The organism is Aequorivita antarctica, from assembly GCF_007997155.1.
Lineage (GTDB): Bacteria > Bacteroidota > Bacteroidia > Flavobacteriales > Flavobacteriaceae > Aequorivita > Aequorivita antarctica.
The window spans coordinates 137,090-153,339 of sequence record NZ_VORT01000002.1 but is presented as its reverse complement, the minus strand read 5'-3'; the positions used below and the strand labels follow the sequence as shown (position 1 = coordinate 153,339).

The following is a 16,250-nucleotide window of genomic DNA, read 5'->3' as shown; positions in this document are numbered from 1 at the left end:
AAAGATAGTAAATCTTCACAAAATAATTCTTCCCATAAATTAACCTTAAAGTCTAGTAGAGAAAGTTGCAACATGTATCTTTGACAAAAAATTTTAAAACATTGGAACTTTCAGTAAAATCATTCAGGTTAATCAGCACTTTGGAAGCAATTTCTTTTCTGGTACTTTTGGGAATAGCGATGCCCTTAAAATATATTTGGCATATGCCCCAAATGGTACAAATTGTGGGAATGGCACACGGTGTTTTGTTCGTCCTTTATGTTGGCGGGGCAATTTATATGTACAAAAAACTGAAGTGGTCCATTACAGATTTGTTTATAGTGATAATGTGTTCAGTACTGCCTTTTGGACCTTTTTATGTAGAGCGTAAATATTTATAATGAATAGCGAAACAATTCAACATTACAGTTGCTTGCTGCAGGATTACCTTATGAATGAGGGAATGGCTGACCAATGGGCTATATTTATGAATGTTGTTTTAAACTGTATTATTGTTTTAGTTGCGGTTTTTATACTTGATATAATTTTAAGGAAAATCATTATTGAAGCTTTTAAAGCATTCAGCAACAAAACCAAAACAACCTTTGATGATTATCTTGTAAAAAGCAATTTTCCTCGGTTTGTTGCGCATCTCTTCCCACTTTCGATTATTTGGTACTTGCTTCCTATAATTTTTGTGGAATCTCCCTTTGTCACAAATCTTTTACAGATTGCCGCACAGATTTATTTAATAGTTCTTTGTATTTATATTTTCAGAAGCATTTTGCGAACCACGCGAAATTTTTTGGAAGAAAACGAGCGCTACAAAGACAAACCGATAGAAAGCTATGTGCAAGTGATGATGATTTTCGCTTGGGGAATTGGAATCTTTTGGACCGTTCAGCTTCTTACTGGTTTTTCGGTTGTCAGCTTGACCACTCTTGGAGCTGCCTCTGCAGTAATCCTTTTGATCTTTAAAGATACCATTCTCGGTTTTGTAGCAAGCATTCAGGTTTCTGTGAATGATATTGTGCGTATCGGTGATTGGATTACTTTCAGTAAGTTTGGCGCCGATGGTTATGTTACGGAAATCAATCTGGCAACCGTTCGCGTCCAGAATTTCGACAATACTTTTACAACCATTCCCACCTACAGTTTGATTGCAGATTCCTTCCAGAACTGGCGTGGAATGCAGGAAAGTGATGGCAGAAGAATAAAACGTTCCATTTTTATTAAACAATCTTCCATCAAGTTTCTTTCTTTCGAAGATCTGGAAAGGTTAAAGAAAATTCAACTTATTAAACCTTATTTGGAGCATCGGCAAAAAGAGGTGAACAAATTCAACGAGAAAAACGAAATTGATAAAGAATTATTGATAAACGGGAGAAACCAAACAAACCTGGGAGTTTTCCGCTATTACGCAGATGCGCTCTTAAATGAAAACTCTGCCATCAATAAAGATCTATTTTTAATGGTGCGCCACTTAGCCCCTACCGATAAAGGAATTCCGATAGAAATATTCTGCTATAGCAAGGATAAAAATTGGGTGAATTACGAACACATTCAAGCAGATATTTTTGACCATTTACTGGCTGCTATCCCATATTTCGATTTAGAAATTTTTGAATTGCCCACAGGCAAAGATTTTCATGACTTGAAATAATTTTATTTAGCCAAACGGTCTTTTACGTATTCCGTTTCAATCTTTCCATGCGGTGAAGGGTGTCCTTCCTCGTCCAAGCTAACCATGATAATTTTGTCGATGCTGATAATTACTTCCCGCGTCATTTTGTTGCGTACCTCGCAGGCCAGTGTCAACGAAGTTTTTCCAAAGTTGCTTACCTCCAGCCCTATTTCAATAATATCTCCCTTTTTAGCAGAGCTTCTGAAATTTATTTCGCTCATAAATTTTGTAACCGTTCGTGGATTTTCAAGTTGAATGATGGCGTAAAGTGCAGCTTCCTCATCAATCCATTCCAGCAGTCTCCCTCCGAAAAGTGTTTCGTTGGGGTTTAAGTCTTCGGGTTTAATCCATTTTCTTGTATGAAAATTCATCTAAAATAAAGTATCAGGGTTATCCATTTGTGGTATGTGAAGGGTTGTTCCAAACCGTTCATTCGCTTTTTTAATAAAATGTGCCGAAAGCAAAGGTGATGCTTTTTCAAGGTTTTGATGAACAAAAAAGTAAATGTTCTGCAAGCCTTGGTCAATCCAAGTTTCCAAACGGTCTATCCAATCGTCCAAACGAACGTAGTCACTCTCGTGGTTTGCGCCATTGTAACGGATAAAAGCAGTGGGTGTGGTTAACCGCATATGAAGTAAATCGCGCCTTCCTGCAGAATCTACGATTGCATTGGTAATATTGTAATTTTCAAGAATTCCATAGAGTTCTTCGGCTACTTTTTTATCATTAAACCAATCTGTATGTCGAAATTCTATGGCAGGTTTTATGTCCTTCGGAAGCATTTTGAAGAACGGCTCCAATCTATCAATATTTTTAGGACCAAAATTGTCTGGTAATTGTACAAAGGGCATTTGTAGCTTTTCCTTCAAATTTGACGAATTCAAGATGTATTCATTTAAAGTAGCTTCGCAATCTTGAAGCCTTTTCCAATGTGAGATTCCTTGAAAAAACTTTGGGAAAAACCTGAAATCGGCAGGTGTTTTTTCATACCAACCCGCAAAGGTATCGGCTGGAAAAATTCTATAAAAGGTAGCGTTCAGCTCAATACTGTTAAACTGGGTTGAATAATAAGCCAACTCGTCTTTTGTGCCTCGCGGATAAAAGCCTTTTAAATCAGTTTTGTTCCATTTTGCACAGCCAACATATAGATTAGGCTTTTCAGACTTCTTCTGTTTAGACAGAATTACCTTCGTTCCAATATGATCTGGAGGAAGTGTGAAATCTATATTCTCGGGGTTGTCAACTTTTCCGAATTTCATACTTTTTAATTACATTCAATGTTTGACAAAAGGTTTACCATTCTTCCATCTTCTACATGAAATAAAAGAAAATATGTTTTCATCATTCCTCTCTTTTCTGGGTGAGAAAAATTTACTTCCAGCTCTTCCATCAAATCGGTGCAGTCTCCAAAATATTCTTTTACTTTTTCCATTGCTTTTTCTGATACTTTTTTTGTAACAGAATGTGGAATTCTTCGTTCCACAAGATTTTTATCAGTATCAAAAATGTAGAAAAAATGTACGTCTTGCCCTATATAATCTCCCAAAATATATTTATCACTTTTTGCAATAATTCTATGCACCCGAAGTCCGCCTCCATCCTTGCTATGAGGGAGTGTCATAAATAAAACTTCTCCGTTTCCAAGTTTAACTTCAGAATATTCTGTATTCTCTATATTTTGAATTTTTCCATCAAAATCAAAGTAATACAATAATTTTTCATTAAAAGCTATTGGGCCAAATGTACCAGCAGCCATTCCTCCAATAGACTTTTTATTGTTGGAGTTTGAGCCATCGTAAATTGTAATTTTATCTCCTGAATTTTTTAAGATAATCCCAACTTCGTTTTGCGAATAAAAAGAAAAAGATATACATAAAGTAATAATAAATAAAGCGCTTTTCATAATGTATAGTTTTATTTTGCAATATAAGGTTTTCAGAGTTTTTAAATAAAACATTTTTTATATTTACACTGAACCTTGTAACACATTGTTTTTCTGTTAGTCATATATTTACTAAAACTTAAAAATTTATTTATGAAAATTTTGAAAACACTTACCATCGCATTTTTATTAACTGCCATCGCGCCAGTATCAGCTCAGACAGCTGATGAAATATTAAATAATTATTTTGAAAATACTGGAGGTATTGAAAACTGGAAAGCAATTAAAGGGATACAATTTGAAGGAAAAGTCAACTTTCAGGGAATGGAACTTCCTGTTGAAATGATTCAAACTAAAGATGGAAAATCTATGGCTAAAGCGAGTTTTCAAGGACAAAATTTCTATCAAAATGTCTTTGATGGAGAAACACTTTGGAGTACAAACCAAATGACTATGCAAGAAGAAAAGAGTGATGCAGAAGCAACTGGAAATTATAAAAATGAAATAAATGATTTTCTAAGTCCTTTTATTGACTATAAACAAAATGGATATACTGTGGAGCTTATAGGAAAAGAAACTATTGAGGGAACTGAAACCTATAAAATAAAATTGGTTAAAGAACCTGTAATGGTTGATGGAAAAGAAGAACAAGATATTTCCTTTCATTATTTTGATACCGAAAACTTTGTGCCAATTGTTGTTGAGCAAGAAGTTAAATCTGGGCCAGCAGCAGGCATGGTAAGCCAAACAAAATTAAGCGATTATCAAGAAGTGAGTGGACTTTATTTCCCTTTTTCAATATTAGAGGGCGCAAAAGGACAACCTGGCGGGCAAGCAATTACAATCACAAATATTATCTTGAACCCTGAAGTAGATGACGCTATATTTGCTTTTCCCGTTACAGAAACTAATCCTGTTATAAAAGAATAACAATTATCGTTCAAAATAATCCCTGCTCGTTCGGGGATTTTTTTTTCATTACATTTTCCTTTATTTTTTTTAGAATAACCAAAAGCTAACCATAATGAAAACGTTCTTCTTTACATTTCTCACCGCTTTATCTTCTCTCACATTTTTACAAGCCCAGGAAAACTCCTTAAAAGGAAAAGAGCTCTTCGGCAATATGAAAGCACGGCATATAGGCCCAGCGCTTATGAGCGGACGTATTAACGATATTGAAAATCATCCCACGAACGCACGTATCCTTTATGTGGGTGCAGCTGGCGGTGGCGTATGGAAGTCTGGCGATGGCGGGGCAACCTTCGCTCCTATTTTTGATAAACATGCTCAGTCCATTGGTGTTGTAAAACTAGATCCAAAAAACCCCGACGAAGTAATCTGGGTAGGCACAGGTGAAACTTGGACTAGAAACTCTGTTTCGGTGGGAAACGGTCTCTATAAATCTACCGACGGCGGAAACAATTGGAAAGAGATTCCAGGTTTTGAAAATTCCGAAAGGATTGCTTCTATAGTTATCAATCCAAATAATACTGATGAAGTTTTTGTTGGTGTTTTGGGTGCGCTTTGGAGCGATAGTGAAGATCGCGGTGTTTATAAAACCACAGATGGTGGGAAAACTTGGAACAAAATTCTATACATTGGACCGTCTACAGGTGTTTCAGATGTCTTAATGGATCCAAAAAATCCAAATGTTTTGTTTGCCTCCATGTGGCAATTCCGAAGAACCGCTTGGGGTTTTAATTCTGGTGGAGAAAACAGCGCCATCTACAAATCTACCGACAGCGGAAAAACTTGGAACAAATTAATTAATAATCTTCCCTTAGGAAAGTTGGGAAGAATAGGGATTGCAATGGCACCAAGCGACAGTAAAATTATTTATGCGGTAATTGAAACTGGAGAAAAAAGCACAAACGGTCTTTGGAGATCGAATGACAGCGGGAATTCTTGGGAACATTTAAACAATGACTTTGGCCTTACCGTACGTCCTTTTTACTTTTCACGAATTACGGTTGATCCAAAAAATCCTGACATTGTGCTGAAAGGTGGTTTAACAGGCTCCATAAGCCGCGATGGCGGGAAAACATTCAAAAATCTTGGGAATATGCACAGCGACATTCACGATGTAGTTCTCGATATAAATAATAGTGATATCATTTATTCAGGAACTGATGGTGGCGTTTACCGTTCTTGGAATGGAGGCTCCACTTTTGAAATTGTTGAAAACCTCCCGCTTTCACAATTTTATCACATAAGTGTTGACAATGCTGAGCCTTACAATGTTTACGGCGGTTTACAGGACAACGGCTGTTGGTACGGCCCTTCCTCCGCTCCCGGTGGAGTTACCGCTCGCGACTGGAATAGCGTTGGCTACGGCGATGGGTTTAGAGTTTTGAGGCATCCTACAAAAAATATAATATATTCCGAAATGCAAGGCGCAGCCAATGTCTGGCGCTATGACGTGGATAGAAACAGAACCACAACCGTCCAGCCACAACCAAAAAAAGGCGACCCTGAATTGCGTTTCAATTGGAATGCACCTATGGCAGTAAGCAATTTCGTCCCTGATAGATTTTACATGGGAAGTCAATTTCTGCATCGCTCGGACGATATGGGAGATAGCTGGACAATTATTTCACCAGATTTAACCACAAACGATAAATCGAAACAAGATCAAGCCAATTCAGGCGGACTTTCGGTAGATAATAGCGGAGCAGAAAAACATACAACTATTTTCACAATTGCAGAATCTTCGCTTGACCAAAATATAATTTGGGTGGGAACCGATGACGGAAATGTTCAGCTTACAACCGATGGTGGAAAAACGTGGACAAATCTTACCGAAAATCTTGTTGGTATTCCAAAAAATACTTGGGTATATCATATTGAAGCCAGCGTTCACGGAAAGGGTACAGCTTATGCAGTTTTTGAAGGTCACACTACTGGTGATATGAAACCTTATGCCCTGAAAACAAGTGATTACGGCAAGACATGGAAAACTATCATTTCAGAAGATATTGATTCAAAAGCTTTCGTTAGAAATGTTCAAGAAGATTATGTAAATGAAGATTTACTTTTCCTTGGAACTGAATTGGGTCTGTATGTGACAATAGATGGTGGAAAAAACTGGTCCGAATTCACAAATAACATGCCTCCTGTAGCGGTTCATTTTATAGATCTTCAAAAACGCACTAATGATTTGGTGATGGGCACACACGGTCGTGGTGTGATTATTATTGATGATATAAGTCCGTTACGTCAACTTACGCCGGAAATTATGAATAAAGATGTTCATTTTTTCGAAACAAAACCTTTCACAATGACTGAAGATAGTGATTTTAGCGGAAGTTTTGGAGCCGAAACTCAATTTGTAGGTGAAAATAAAAACACAGCTGCTCAAATTGTTTATTACCTCAAAAAGCGCCACACTTTCGGGAAAATGGAAATTGAAATCCAAGATATTCAGGGAAACAAAATAACGACCCTCACCCCTGGAAAATCGAAAGGGATAAATATTATAAGTTGGAATTTCATGACTACAGCTCCAAAAATGGCACAAGCAAAGACGCTTGCTTTTAGTGGTTTTACAGCGCTAAGAGTTCCAGCGGGAAAATACAAGGTTGTACTTACAAAAGGCAATGAAACCTACAGCCACGATATTGAAATAAAATATGATGAGAAATCGGTAACCACTTTAGAGCAGCGAAACGAGCAGGAAGCACTTACCAGAAAACTTTATGATATGGTTGAAGATTTAGCTTATATGGTTTATGAGATCAACGAAACTCAAACCAAAGCTACTGAGATTATAGAAAATTATCCTAAGGGGAAGAAAGATTCCCAGAAACTTTACAATGCCCTGGAAAACCTCAGAAAAGATTTGGTGATTACAACTGGCGATAATTACGTTGCTTCCGCTGAACCTGAATTACGCGAAAAGATGGGAGACCTCTACAGCAATGTAGCGTCTAACTTTAATAAGGTTTCGGGAGCTTCGAAAGCTAATTTTGAATTGATTTCTGAGGATTTTTCAAAAGCTAAGAAGCGCTATGAAACCATAATGAATAAGGAAGGAAAAAAATTCAATTCTTTTTTGGAAAAAAACAACATCGAAAAACCCGAAATACAAAGCAAAGAAGCGTTTTTGAAGAGAGGATAATGTTTGGTTTAGCGCAGTCGAAACCTAATAATATTCAAGGGTTAAAAGTTCTCGACTGCGCTCGAACGGGCAAAAAGAAGTTTGTTTTCTACTTATTAAGAAAAATAGTTTTACGATTAACAAATTCGCGGATGCCGTGCTCACTTAGCTCACGTCCGTAACCACTTTGCTTAATTCCGCCGAAAGGTAATCGTGGATCGCTTTTCACTAATTCATTTATAAAAACCGCGCCTTCATCAAACTGAAGCGCCAGTTTTTCAGCTTCTTCAATATTTTTTGTGAAGAGCGAAACGCCCAATCCAAATTTTGAACTGTTTGAAAGTTCAATTGCTTCTTCCACAGTTTTAAAAGTTGTAATAGACAGTGCTGGACCAAAAGTTTCTTCACTAAAAACAGCCATGTTTTTTGTCACATTCGTTAATATTGTCGGTTCAAAATAGGCACCTTGTCGCTTACCTCCTATTGCCAGTTTTGCTCCAGCTTTCACCGAAGTATTCACTTGCTTTTCTATGTCTTTAGCTAAGTCTTCGCGCGCCATAGTACCTATATAAGTTTCTTGGTCCATGGGGTCGCCACTTTTAAGTTCACGAACTTTTACAAGCATCTTTTCCACAAATTCTTCCGAAATGTATTCGTCGATAATCAACCGTTTTCCCGCAATGCAACTTTGTCCGGTATTTTGAAAGCGGGCTTGAACACAGGTTGCGATGGTTTTATCCATATCGCAATCTTTCAAAACAACCAAAGCATTGCTTCCTCCCAATTCCAAAACAGTTTTTTTAATATTTTTCCCAGCAATGGAAGCAACAGAAGAACCTGCTGGTCCGCTTCCAGTAAGGGTTACAGCTTTTATCTTTTCATTTTCAATTACATCTTCTACAGCATCACTACCAATCAATAAAGTGGTAAAACAATTATCTGGAAAACCTGCTCTTTTGAAAACTTTTTCAATATTTAAAGCACTTCCAAAGACATTGGATGCATGTTTCAAAACACCAATATTTCCGGCCATAAGCGCTGGAACTGCAAAACGGAAAACTTGCCAAAATGGATAGTTCCAAGGCATTACCGCCAAAACAACTCCCAAAGGCTCGTAACTCACATAACTTTTATGGGCGTCCGTTTTAATCACTTCGTTTTGAAGTTGTTTTTCGGCATTTTCGGCGTAATATTCACACACCCAAGCACACTTTTCTACTTCGGCGATTGCTTGTGAAATTGGTTTGCCCATTTCAAGCGTCATCATTTCAGCATATTCCTTTTTATTCTTTTTTAATTCCGAAGCGGCAGCCAACATTAATTTTTTCCGTTCTGAAAACGAAGTTTCGCGCCAACTGTAAAAACGATTATCAGCTTTGTCAATTATTTCTGAAACTTCTTTTTTTATGTGATTTTTATAGGAATCTAAGGCTTCTCCCGTATAAGGATTTAGTGAAGTGGTTGTGGCCATGGTTTTTATTTTAAAAGTATTGAAAACATTGGGAATATAGCAGCCGATTAAGATGATTTTAACGCGAAAATTGTTGAAAATAAACCCTCGAAACAATCGGTAACTTCTACCTATTGTAATACATTTGCGAAAATCTTTTTTATATGAAAAATACAGCACTTTCACATATACACGAACAATTGGGTGCCAAAATGGTGCCATTTGCAGGTTATAATATGCCCGTTTCATACGAAGGCGTAAACGCAGAACACGAAACCGTCCGCAAAGCAGTTGGCGTTTTTGACGTTTCGCATATGGGCGAATTTTTGATTACTGGTCCAAAAGCATTGGATTTAATTCAAAAAGTATGCAGCAACGATGTTTCAAAAATTGTTGACGGACAGGCACAGTACAACTGTCTTCCCAATGAAACTGGTGGCATTGTGGACGATTTAATTGTTTATAAACTGACAGACGAAGAGTATTTATTGGTCGTAAACGCTTCAAACATTGATAAAGACTGGGATTGGATTTCAAAAAACAATACAATGGGTGCTGAAATGCGCAACCTTTCCGAAGATTATTCATTACTCGCCATTCAGGGTCCAAAAGCTATTGAGGCAATGCAATCAATAACTTCTGAAGATTTAAGCGCCATAAAATTCTATCATTTTAAAGTCGCTGATTTTGCAGGAATTGAACACGTAATCATAAGCGCAACTGGCTATACCGGAAGCGGTGGTTTCGAGATTTATTGCAAAAACAGCGAAGTGGAACAAGTTTGGAAAAAAGTGATGGAAGCTGGTAAAAATTTCGGCATTAAACCAATTGGCCTTGCCGCGCGTGATACACTTAGACTTGAAATGGGCTTTTGTCTTTACGGAAACGATATAAACGATACCACTTCACCCTTGGAAGCTGGTTTGGGCTGGATTACAAAATTCACCAAGGATTTTGTGAACTCTGAAAATTTAAAAAAGCAAAAAGAAGAAGGCGTAAAAAGAAAATTAATCGGTTTTGAATTGAACGAACGCGGCATCCCACGCCACGATTATGAAATTGCTGATAAAGACGGAAATAATATCGGTATTGTAACCAGTGGAACGATGGCACCTTCATTAAACAAGGGTATTGGGATGGGGTATGTTACTGTTGGGAACAGCGCTCCAGGAACTGAAATTTTTATTCAAATAAGAAACAAACCCGTTGCCGCAACAGTTGTGAAAACTCCATTTTACAAAGGGTAATGTTGGATTATCAAGCTATATTAGAAGAAATTCACGAGTCACTCAAAAAAGTTGAAAATACGGGGAAAGTTGCAGCTTATATTCCAGAATTGGCGAATGTTCCCAAAGATAAATTCGGAATACATTTACATCTAATTACTGGCGAAAATTACTCGGTTGGTGATGCTTCCGAAAAATTATCCATCCAAAGTATTTCAAAAGTACTGTCGCTTGCTAAAGCATTTCAGTTAGTGGGAAATGATTTATTGGAACGTGTCGATGTGGAGCCTTCTGGGCACCCTTTCAACCATCTTTCACTTTTAGAACTTGAAGATGGAATTCCAAGAAACCCCCTGATTAATTCTGGAGCCATTGTAGTTGCTGATATTTTACTTTCACATCTTAAAAATCCGAAAGAAGATTTTTTGAATTTCGTGAGAGAATTAGCGCACGACGAAACCATTTCATATAGCGAAAAAGTAACCGAGTCAGAAAGATTGACCGGTTTCAACAATTATGCTGCGGCCAATCTTTTAAAGGCCTATGGAAATCTTCACAATGATGTGGAAGATGTTTTAGACTTCTATTTCCATCAATGTTCAATAATGATGGATTGCAGACAACTTACCAACGCTTTTTTCGTTTTTGCAAACAAAGGAAAGTGTTTAAAGAACGTACAACATTTAACTTCCAGCCAAGTAAAACGTATCAACGCGATTATGCTTACCTGTGGTTTTTATGACGAAGCTGGTGAGTTTGCATTTGAAGTGGGGCTGCCTGGGAAAAGTGGCGTGGGCGGAGGAATTGTAGCTTTATTACCACATTGTTTTACCATTGCAACTTGGGCGCCAGCATTAAATCCTAAAGGAAATTCATATTTGGGAATGCAGGCTTTAGAACAATTCACTACAAAAACGAAACTCTCTATTTTTTAAGAAATTTCGAAGCGGATTTTAATGAAAAAGAAAGTAGAAAAACAACGAATTTTAATTTTGGGCGGTAGCGGCTTTATTGGCAATGGTCTCTACAAAGAGCTTCTGCCCTACTTTGAAGTTCACTGCACCTATTGTCAACAGCAAGGCGCTTTTTCAGAAAATCAGGTTTTCCATAATTTTTGTGTGGAGGAAGATTCTATGTTTTTGCTGCTAAATAAAATTCAACCTACTATTATAATTTCAGCGATAAACGGAGATTATAAAAACCAGTATGAAGCCTATCAACAAATCCTGAATTATGCATTGATAAATTCAGCTTGTTCGGTACTTTACATCTCTTCTTCTGAAGTATTTAATGGAAAATTTAGACATCCTTCTTATGAAAACGATGTAACATTGTCGGAAACAGCTTCGGGAAAATTTAAAATTTCGATAGAAAAATTATTGTTGGAAACAATACCACAGCAGACTGCCGTAATAAGATTGCCGATGGTTCTGGGCATCAACTCACCACAAATTTTGCATTTAAGACAGTGCATACGTCATCAAGCTACTTTTGAGGTATTCCCCAATTTGGTAATTACCACAACAACAATTAGTAAAGTGTGCCAACAAATCCATTATATCATTAACCAATCACTGCTAGGTGTTTTTCATTTAGCCAGTAATGATATGGTGCACCACGAAGATCTTTTTAGGGAAATCACTTCAAAAATGGGCGATAAAATGCCTATCTTTAAAAGTGTTTTTCATAGTAATGAATTTAGATACAGTTCAATTCTCCCGAAGGACAATATATTGCCTAAATCTCTTCAAATTACTGTTTCACAAGTTATTGAAGAGTGTAGTTTAAATGAAGAGATTATGTCAATAAAGTAAAGCCGTAATATATTGCGGCTCCACATTTAAAATAAAAAAGGATGAAAGCATTAACAGAAAAACAGATTAAAGAAAAATTAAAGGAATTTGAAGGGTGGGATTACCAAGAAGGTGCACTACATACCATTTTTGAATTCGATGATTTTAAAGAGGCGTTTTCCGCAATGACCCGAATTGCTTTTGAAGCTGAAAAATTACAGCATCATCCAGAATGGAGCAATGTTTACAATTCATTGGAAATATATCTTTCCACTCACGATGCTGAAGGTGTAACTGAAAAGGATTTTGAGTTGGCTAAGATTATTGATGAGTTAATAGGTTAGAAATAATAATTCACAAGTGCCAAATTCCAAAAAAAAATTCAATAAATAAAACATCAAATTTCAAGAGTTAAACCTTCTGAAAGGTGAGTTTTGTAATTTGGGTTCGGAGTTTGGATTTTTTTATATTTGAACTTTCTTTTAGGATAGAAAATAATCAATAACAATAGATAATAATAGTATGGGAAGAGCTTTTGAATTCAGAAAAGCAAGAAAAATGAAGCGTTGGTCCGCAATGTCCAAAGCTTTTACGCGTATTGGCAAAGACATTGTAATGGCAGTAAAAGAAGGCGGTCCTGATCCGGACGCTAACTCTAGGCTTCGTGCAGTAATTCAAAACGCGAAGGCGGTAAATATGCCCAAAGACAATGTGGAACGTGCCATAAAACGTGCCAGTGATAAAAGTCTAGGCGATTATAAAGAAGTGCTTTTTGAAGGCTACGCTCCACACGGAATTGCTATTTTGATTGAAACAGCAACCGATAATAATACCAGAACTGTTGCAAATATTCGTAGTTATTTTAATAAATGTGATGGCAGTATGGGAACTTCTGGCTCAGTTTCTTTTATGTTTGACCACACGTGTAACTTCCGCATAAACCCAGAAGGCTTGGATATTGAAGAGCTTGAACTTGAACTAATAGATCACGGCGTTGACGAAATTTTTGAGGATGAGGACGGAATACTAATCTACGGTCCTTTTGAGAGTTTTGGTGCGATTCAATCTTATTTGGAGGAAAATAAAATTGAAATCCTTTCTTCTGGTTTTGAACAGATTCCGCAAGTAACCAAGAAATTGACCGAAGAAGAAGCTGCTGACGTTGAAAAACTATTAGAAAAGATTGAAGAAGATGATGACGTTCAGAACGTTTATCATACTATGGAGGAGTCTTCGGAAGAGTAAAACTCTTATGAAATCAATAAAAAATGCCACCTGAAATATTTCAGATGGCATTTTTTATTGATTATCAGTTTGCTTTATTTATTATCAAAATATAGGGAAGATGCTCCTAGAAACTCTGAGCTCATAGTAGGTGTTATGTTTCCTCCTATTCCTATTTGGTCAAAAAACAAAACTTTTCCACCTCCATTGGCACGTTCGGCAATAAAAATTGTTTGACTGGGATTGTCGTATTCAACCGCCACAGGGTTGCCCATATCGGTCATAGAGCCTGATACTCTCAATTGGTTTCCTGCGAATGGTAAAGTTCCGCCATCGGGAATAGCATTGAATCTATTAACAAAATCCCCAATAAGTTGAAACCCTCCATCGGTATCGTTTTGAGCATCACCAATATCGGTAAGAATTACAGTTCCGCCATCTTGGGTAATTCCGTGGGTTCGGGTAATACCTCCTATAGTAATCTGCTTGTCTGGCGTGGCAGTAACATCAGTTGTATAAGTTGTAATGAAATTTTTAAGCACAGCTACATCGGAAGTTTTATCAACCACGGTGTAAAGATCATTTCCTATTAGTTCAATACCCCAAACAGCATAATTGACTTTTACTTTATTGCGCAGCGTATAGGCGTTGGTATCTTTCGTAAAAATAAAAAACGTCCCATCATCTGTATTAGGGTCTCCATCAGTATCGGCGTTATCTGAAATAATATAAAAATTATCCTTTACTGCAATATCTCGAGGACTATTAAGCAGAACATCACCAGATGCCACTAGACTCAAATCTCCATTTGCAGGTGTATCATTAATATTGCGATAGGTATTTATTACTTTTTGTTCTCTAGAAACAATCGTTAATTCGTCTGCAACATCGTTATAGTAAATTCCTTCATTGTCATTTGAACTACTTTTCATAGGGCGGATAAAAACGCCATTTGTTGTAATATCATATGAAATAATTGAATTGGTTGTATTGCTCGTTGCATAAAGGTTTGCCAATATGGTTGGAGGAATTTGAGACCCATCTTCGGAGCCGTCGTCAACAGTACAAGAAATAATAAATGGTGTAATGACCAAAAAGGGTATTAGAAGTCTTAGGCTTTTCATAGTTTTTTTAAATTTTTATAAAAATAACGGGAAATCTTAATTTAATTTATGAATGTTGGATGCTTAACTATTATTTAACAAATTCATCTTAAGATCAGTTGGTTAATAATTAAGAAACTCTTTTTTAAGGATTTCTGGAAATTACGAATATTCAGCTTTTTTTCCAACAACACCTTCAAAATAGACGCGAAGCTTTTCAGAATCTAAATCTATATTTCCTGTTGGATAAAAGGGCTTGTTTATAGTTATAGTCTTTTTGCTATAATCAAAAGGAACGCAGATTATAGGCACATTTGCCGCTAAGGCGATATAATAGAAGCCTGTCTTCCAATCCGTTACTTTCTTTCGGGTACCTTCAGGCGCCAATGCCAAGCGGAACTCTTCTTTATTCTTGAAAATTTCAGCAATTGCTTCTACCTTGTTCTGCCCGGGCGTTCGATCTAACATTTCACCTCCTGTCCAGCGAAAGTACCAACCAAAAGGCCAGCGAAATAATTCTTTTTTAGCGATATAGTTAATCTGGGTTTTTGTTATTCTACGGGTAAATAATCCAAGATAGAAATCGTGCCAGCTGGTGTGGGGAACTACTATTATAACGGCTTTTTTAACTGTTGGGTCAAAAACACCATCAATGCGCCAGCCCATCATTTTTTCAAAAACAAATTTTGCGATTCCCATAAACGGATTTTATCCTGAAACTACATTTTCAGATACAATTGTTTCAGTTTTTCGTGGGTAATTATAGTTTCCCAATTATTGCCAAGGGCGTTTTCCCAAAGTGGAACCATCCCTAATGCCACGGTAATCATAGTATCCATCTGTTCTTTTGAAAGGTTTTTACAAATTCCCTGTGGAATTTCCACCCCATGTTTTTCAACCATTTTTTTGAAAAGCACCACGTCTTTCGGATAAAATTCTTCTAAAAATTGAAAAACAATACAGTTACCTACACCGTGTTTAGTGCCCAAGACGTAGCCAAGTCCGTAACTCATAGCGTGCGCCACACCCACTTGCGAATAAGCAATGCTCATTCCGCCGTGCCATGAAGCCATCATCAACTTGGCGCGCGATTCTTGTTCAGAAAGGGAATCGCTCAAGAATATTTCCATACACAAATCGTAGGCTTTTTCTCCATAACTCTGGCTGAAGGCATTCAAAAAAGTTCCGTTCAGTGATTCTACACAATGGATAAAACAATCCATTCCCGTAAAGAACCATTGGTTTTTAGAAACTCCTTTGGTGAGCTCTGGATCAAGAATTACTTGATCAAAAGGTGTAAAGTCACTGTTAATACCCAATTTTCGTAAAGGACCAGTTAAAACAGTTGTTCGTGAAACTTCGGCACCAGTGCCAGAAATAGTTGGAATACCCACGTGATAAACCGCTTTTTGTTTAACTAAATCCCACCCTTGGTAGTCAGCGGCACTTCCTTGGTTAATCAACATAATAGAAACGGCTTTTGCCAAATCCATAACGGTTCCACCTCCAATGCCTATGATCCCAGAAGGTGTGTAGGTGAATTCTGCTTTAATATCTTTTACCAAATTGTCAACCTGCGAGGTTTTTGGTTCATCTTCTGCCGAAACGAATATCAATTTATCATTAAAGCGAAGGTTTATTCTATCAGTAAATTCAGTATTTTCTTCAAAAACATCATCCACCAAAAATATGAAAGGAGCTTTTTCTTTTTTCTGAGAAACAAGAATTGAGGAAAGCTGGTCAAAACATCCTTCCCCAAAAACCACTTTTGGTACCATAGGGAAGTTTCTAAACTTATTGTTGACGGTATCCG

General features: G+C 37.0%; 16 protein-coding genes. 9 read left to right on the top strand and 7 right to left on the bottom strand.

The window, feature by feature from the left end; translation table 11 throughout:
• Positions 1-101 precede the first annotated feature (101 nt).
• Positions 102-380 (top strand): DUF3817 domain-containing protein, encoded by a 279-nt coding sequence (locus ESU54_RS03290; RefSeq protein ID WP_111843720.1) that lies wholly within the window; start codon positions 102-104, stop codon positions 378-380.
• Complete coding sequence (locus tag ESU54_RS03285) at positions 380-1,642, top strand: mechanosensitive ion channel family protein (protein ID WP_111843719.1); 1,263 nt, start codon at positions 380-382, stop codon at positions 1,640-1,642. Before ESU54_RS03290 ends, ESU54_RS03285 begins: the two co-directional genes overlap by 1 nt.
• Positions 1,643-1,644: 2 nt before the next feature.
• On the opposite strand, the gene ESU54_RS03280 is transcribed toward ESU54_RS03285, so the two are convergent.
• From ESU54_RS03280 to ESU54_RS03270, 3 genes are read right to left on the bottom strand one after another with little or no spacing between them, the layout of a single operon-like run.
• Positions 1,645-2,034 carry an acyl-CoA thioesterase gene (locus ESU54_RS03280; RefSeq protein WP_111843718.1) on the bottom strand — a complete coding sequence of 130 codons (390 nt, stop codon included), beginning with the start codon at positions 2,032-2,034 and terminating at the stop codon, positions 1,645-1,647.
• Entirely contained in the window at positions 2,035-2,922 is an 888-nt protein-coding gene (locus ESU54_RS03275) for a DUF72 domain-containing protein (RefSeq protein ID WP_111843717.1), read from the bottom strand.
• A 5-nt stretch (positions 2,923-2,927) separates the two neighbouring features.
• Positions 2,928-3,620: a hypothetical protein gene (locus ESU54_RS03270; RefSeq protein WP_111843716.1), complete on the bottom strand. Its 693-nt coding sequence runs from the start codon at positions 3,618-3,620 to the stop codon at positions 2,928-2,930.
• Positions 3,621-3,698: 78 nt separating this feature from the next.
• Between ESU54_RS03270 and ESU54_RS03265 the strand changes: the two genes are divergently transcribed.
• Both ESU54_RS03265 and ESU54_RS03260 read left to right on the top strand, forming a co-directional pair.
• On the top strand, positions 3,699-4,475 hold the full coding sequence (locus ESU54_RS03265; protein WP_111843715.1) for an outer membrane lipoprotein-sorting protein: 777 nt from the start codon (positions 3,699-3,701) through the stop codon (positions 4,473-4,475).
• Positions 4,476-4,569: 94 nt separating this feature from the next.
• On the top strand, positions 4,570-7,662 hold the full coding sequence (locus ESU54_RS03260) for a WD40/YVTN/BNR-like repeat-containing protein (protein WP_111843714.1): 3,093 nt from the start codon (positions 4,570-4,572) through the stop codon (positions 7,660-7,662).
• Positions 7,663-7,750: 88 nt separating this feature from the next.
• On the opposite strand, the gene ESU54_RS03255 is transcribed toward ESU54_RS03260, so the two are convergent.
• Positions 7,751-9,112, bottom strand: a complete 1,362-nt coding sequence (locus tag ESU54_RS03255) for an NAD-dependent succinate-semialdehyde dehydrogenase (protein ID WP_111843970.1) — start codon at positions 9,110-9,112, stop codon at positions 7,751-7,753.
• Positions 9,113-9,255: 143 nt separating this feature from the next.
• Between ESU54_RS03255 and gcvT the strand changes: the two genes are divergently transcribed.
• The 5 genes from gcvT to ESU54_RS03230 all read left to right on the top strand — a co-directional run bounded on the left by gcvT (position 9,256) and on the right by ESU54_RS03230 (position 13,355).
• Positions 9,256-10,338 (top strand): glycine cleavage system aminomethyltransferase GcvT, encoded by a 1,083-nt coding sequence (gene gcvT, locus ESU54_RS03250; RefSeq protein WP_111843713.1) that lies wholly within the window; start codon positions 9,256-9,258, stop codon positions 10,336-10,338.
• Positions 10,338-11,252, top strand: coding sequence for a glutaminase (locus ESU54_RS03245; protein ID WP_111843712.1), 915 nt, complete (start codon positions 10,338-10,340; stop codon positions 11,250-11,252). Before gcvT ends, ESU54_RS03245 begins: the two co-directional genes overlap by 1 nt.
• A gap of 21 nt (positions 11,253-11,273) precedes the next feature.
• Positions 11,274-12,131, top strand: a complete 858-nt coding sequence (locus ESU54_RS03240) for a sugar nucleotide-binding protein (RefSeq protein WP_111843711.1) — start codon at positions 11,274-11,276, stop codon at positions 12,129-12,131.
• A gap of 41 nt (positions 12,132-12,172) precedes the next feature.
• Positions 12,173-12,454, top strand: a complete 282-nt coding sequence (locus ESU54_RS03235) for a 4a-hydroxytetrahydrobiopterin dehydratase (protein ID WP_111843710.1) — start codon at positions 12,173-12,175, stop codon at positions 12,452-12,454.
• 178 nt (positions 12,455-12,632) lie between these two features.
• Complete coding sequence (locus ESU54_RS03230) at positions 12,633-13,355, top strand: YebC/PmpR family DNA-binding transcriptional regulator (RefSeq protein ID WP_111843709.1); 723 nt, start codon at positions 12,633-12,635, stop codon at positions 13,353-13,355.
• Positions 13,356-13,429: 74 nt separating this feature from the next.
• On the opposite strand, the gene ESU54_RS03225 is transcribed toward ESU54_RS03230, so the two are convergent.
• The 3 genes from ESU54_RS03225 to ESU54_RS18050 all read right to left on the bottom strand — a co-directional run bounded on the left by ESU54_RS03225 (position 13,430) and on the right by ESU54_RS18050 (position 16,215).
• Positions 13,430-14,458 (bottom strand): hypothetical protein, encoded by a 1,029-nt coding sequence (locus ESU54_RS03225; RefSeq protein WP_111843708.1) that lies wholly within the window; start codon positions 14,456-14,458, stop codon positions 13,430-13,432.
• A 141-nt stretch (positions 14,459-14,599) separates the two neighbouring features.
• Positions 14,600-15,136 carry a 1-acyl-sn-glycerol-3-phosphate acyltransferase gene (locus ESU54_RS03220; protein WP_111843707.1) on the bottom strand — a complete coding sequence of 179 codons (537 nt, stop codon included), beginning with the start codon at positions 15,134-15,136 and terminating at the stop codon, positions 14,600-14,602.
• Positions 15,137-15,156: 20 nt separating this feature from the next.
• Positions 15,157-16,215: an iron-containing alcohol dehydrogenase family protein gene (locus ESU54_RS18050; protein WP_235004554.1), complete on the bottom strand. Its 1,059-nt coding sequence runs from the start codon at positions 16,213-16,215 to the stop codon at positions 15,157-15,159.
• Positions 16,216-16,250 lie beyond the last annotated feature (35 nt).

What these genes read in the sequence shown, in the direction of transcription:
- ESU54_RS03285 (WP_111843719.1), top strand. Translation starts at nt 380, where the DNA reads ATGAATAGCGAAACAATTCAACATTACAGTTGCTTGCTGCAGGATTAC.
- ESU54_RS03280 (WP_111843718.1), bottom strand. Translation starts at nt 2,034, where the DNA reads ATGAATTTTCATACAAGAAAATGGATTAAACCCGAAGACTTAAACCCC.
- ESU54_RS03275 (WP_111843717.1), bottom strand. Translation starts at nt 2,922, where the DNA reads ATGAAATTCGGAAAAGTTGACAACCCCGAGAATATAGATTTCACACTT.
- ESU54_RS03270 (WP_111843716.1), bottom strand. Translation starts at nt 3,620, where the DNA reads ATGTTTTATTTAAAAACTCTGAAAACCTTATATTGCAAAATAAAACTA.
- ESU54_RS03265 (WP_111843715.1), top strand. Translation starts at nt 3,699, where the DNA reads ATGAAAATTTTGAAAACACTTACCATCGCATTTTTATTAACTGCCATC.
- ESU54_RS03260 (WP_111843714.1), top strand. Translation starts at nt 4,570, where the DNA reads ATGAAAACGTTCTTCTTTACATTTCTCACCGCTTTATCTTCTCTCACA.
- ESU54_RS03255 (WP_111843970.1), bottom strand. Translation starts at nt 9,112, where the DNA reads ATGGCCACAACCACTTCACTAAATCCTTATACGGGAGAAGCCTTAGAT.
- gcvT (WP_111843713.1), top strand. Translation starts at nt 9,256, where the DNA reads ATGAAAAATACAGCACTTTCACATATACACGAACAATTGGGTGCCAAA.
- ESU54_RS03245 (WP_111843712.1), top strand. Translation starts at nt 10,338, where the DNA reads ATGTTGGATTATCAAGCTATATTAGAAGAAATTCACGAGTCACTCAAA.
- ESU54_RS03240 (WP_111843711.1), top strand. Translation starts at nt 11,274, where the DNA reads ATGAAAAAGAAAGTAGAAAAACAACGAATTTTAATTTTGGGCGGTAGC.
- ESU54_RS03235 (WP_111843710.1), top strand. Translation starts at nt 12,173, where the DNA reads ATGAAAGCATTAACAGAAAAACAGATTAAAGAAAAATTAAAGGAATTT.
- ESU54_RS03230 (WP_111843709.1), top strand. Translation starts at nt 12,633, where the DNA reads ATGGGAAGAGCTTTTGAATTCAGAAAAGCAAGAAAAATGAAGCGTTGG.
- ESU54_RS03225 (WP_111843708.1), bottom strand. Translation starts at nt 14,458, where the DNA reads ATGAAAAGCCTAAGACTTCTAATACCCTTTTTGGTCATTACACCATTT.
- ESU54_RS03220 (WP_111843707.1), bottom strand. Translation starts at nt 15,136, where the DNA reads ATGGGAATCGCAAAATTTGTTTTTGAAAAAATGATGGGCTGGCGCATT.
- ESU54_RS18050 (WP_235004554.1), bottom strand. Translation starts at nt 16,215, where the DNA reads ATGGTACCAAAAGTGGTTTTTGGGGAAGGATGTTTTGACCAGCTTTCC.